Consider the following 2,381-nt stretch of genomic DNA (forward strand, 5'->3'; position numbering starts at 1 on the left):
GCCATGTTGCCTCCATTGCCTGCCACCATCGGGTAGCAAGTTTCGTGAGGCAACGCCCGCCTGCAGGTAACGGTTCAGGCGATGCAATGCGACCGGCCAAGGTAATTGTCGTCAGCCAGCTTGGCCCTTGCGATCGACAGCCGCGACGGCATCGACGACCTCGGCGGTGGCATGTGGCGGCTGGGGGACTCCCGCCGTTCGCCGGTGCTGCTGGCACGCGACATCGTTCGGCTGTGGCGCGAGCCGGCGCTGCTGCAGCGGGTGCGTGTGGCCGGCCGCGACATCCGGGTGATCACGCCCAAGCCCCGCGAGACGCGCGGTGCGCCCTTCGGGGCCGGGCGTGCAGTGGTGGGCGCTGGAGGACCGCTTCACCCTCTACGGTGGCGGCATCGCGTTCATCGGCCTGCCGGGTAAGCCACCCGCCCCGAAAGCCCTCGATCCCGCCGCGCCCGTGCATGGGCCGTTCTCGGGGGATTTCCGCTGGTGCAGTCGCGACCGAAACACAACCCGAATTCCGAACACGATAGCAAGCCGTGGGGCTTGAGGGCGTGAGTTCGGGCCGATGACCAGACGCCGCCCATTTGCGACGCGGCGGCGCAACCTGCCTGGCTCACCCATTGAGCCTCATTCTTCAGAAAATTCTGTTCAAGCCCGCTCCGCCTCATTCCGGTTTGTACTCTTTTGCACTATCCTGTCTCTGTTTGACTCATCTTGACCATGACGATGCCTATAAGCACCCGCGAGGGCGAGATCCTCACCATCAAGCAGGTCGCGGACTACCTGAAGGTCACTGAAAGAACGATCTACAGGTTGGCCGCTGCCAAGAAAATCCCTGCCTTCAAGGTTGGAGGGACGTGGAGGTTTTCGCGCGCTGACATCGAGAGCTGGATCAGGGAACAGTCGTCCTTGGGTCCCGGCCATGACGCACCTCTCCCGTCCAAAGGTGGCCGAAGAACATGAAGCTCATACGAAACACTGGCGCGGACCGGGTGATCGATCTGCTGCGTCCGCATCTGAAACGAGGCCATCAGCTTGATTGCGTGACGCCGGCGTTCTCGCTGTTTGCCTTCGCGGAGTTGCGAGAGGCCTTGAGCGTCCTTGATCGAGTGCAGATGATCCTGCCTCCCGGAAATGATGGGCTGACCTTACTCGGCGGCGAAGGTGACCGTGCGGCGCGGAACCGGTTGCAGAGTCGTTGGTTGGCTAACCAGTGTGCGAGGTGGATCTGTGACAAGGTGGACTTGCGGCGCGCGCTCGCGGCTGTGCCGCAGGGTGCGGCCGTGCTGCGCGGTCCGTCCGCCACGCCGGAGCAGGTCGTCCTTGGCTCGTTTGCATTCAGCACCGAAGGCCTGGGACTGACGCCGGGCAATCCCTTGAACTTGATTCAGGCTTCCGAATCGACCACCGAGGCTGCGCAGTTGGCTGCCTGGTTCGATCACCAATGGGCCTCGATCAAGACGCAGCCGGAAGCCCGCGACTCCTTTATCCAGACCTTGCGGGAAATCGGTGAGCACCGAGATCCCTTGACGCTGTACACGCTCATTCTGTTCCACCTCTTCGGCGACAGTGGCGAAGGGCTCGACGAAGAGCGCATCGTCAAGTCGGCGACGGGCATCCGCAACACGGTGGTATGGAAGAAGCTTTTCAAGTTCCAGCGCGATGCTGTCGTCGGTGCCATCGACAAGCTGAACCGCTTCGGCGGCTGCATCATCGCTGACAGCGTCGGCTTGGGAAAGACCTTCGAGGCGCTGGCGATCATCAAGTACCACGAGCTGCGCAACGACCGTGTGCTGGTGCTCGTGCCCAAGCGCTTGCGTGACAACTGGGCACTCTACAAGGCCAATGACAAGCGCAACATTCTCGCCGCCGACCGCTTCAACTACGACATCCTTAACCACACGGACCTGTCGCGCGATGGCGGCCTGTCCGGCGACATCGACCTTGCCCACGTGAACTGGGGCAACTACGACCTGGTGGTCATCGACGAGTCGCATAACTTCCGCAACAAGGCCACGCATAAGGGCAAGGAGTCCCGTTACGACCGCCTGATGCGCCGGATCATCAAGGAGGGCGTGAAGACGCGGGTGCTGATGCTCTCCGCCACGCCAGTCAACAACCGGCTCGCTGACCTCCGCAACCAGATCACGTTCGTCACCGAGGGTGACGACACCGCGCTCTCGGAGCACGGCATCGCCAGTATCGAAGCGACCACGCGCAAGGCGCAAACGCAGTTCAACCGCTGGCTGACCCTGGACGAAGCGGAGAAGACGCCGGCCCGACTGATCGAGATGCTAGGGAAGGTCTGCACAACTGCCGCTGAGGCGGCTGTTGTTGGTTGATTTTTCAGATGGCGACATCATTCGGCGTTCACGGGACAGTTT

At 62.3% G+C, this 2,381-nt stretch carries 2 protein-coding genes; both read left to right on the forward strand.

Annotation, left to right across the window (positions count from 1 at the left end; genetic code table 11):
* Positions 1-723: 723 nt before the first annotated feature.
* Positions 724-960 carry a methylation-associated defense system helix-turn-helix domain-containing protein MAD1 gene (gene mads1, locus MOJ79_RS18745; protein WP_241925524.1) on the forward strand — a complete coding sequence of 79 codons (237 nt, stop codon included), beginning with the start codon at positions 724-726 and terminating at the stop codon, positions 958-960.
* The gene (locus MOJ79_RS18750) at positions 957-2,339 is read left to right on the forward strand and encodes an SNF2-related protein (protein ID WP_241925523.1); all 1,383 of its coding nucleotides are present in this window, start codon (positions 957-959) and stop codon (positions 2,337-2,339) included. Before mads1 ends, MOJ79_RS18750 begins: the two co-directional genes overlap by 4 nt.
* Positions 2,340-2,381: the final 42 nt, after the last annotated feature.

The organism is Calidifontimicrobium sp. SYSU G02091 (assembly GCF_022631395.1).
GTDB lineage: Bacteria > Pseudomonadota > Gammaproteobacteria > Burkholderiales > Burkholderiaceae_C > Calidifontimicrobium > Calidifontimicrobium sediminis.

What these genes read in the sequence shown, in the direction of transcription:
- mads1 (WP_241925524.1), top strand. Translation starts at nt 724, where the DNA reads ATGCCTATAAGCACCCGCGAGGGCGAGATCCTCACCATCAAGCAGGTC.
- MOJ79_RS18750 (WP_241925523.1), top strand. Translation starts at nt 957, where the DNA reads ATGAAGCTCATACGAAACACTGGCGCGGACCGGGTGATCGATCTGCTG.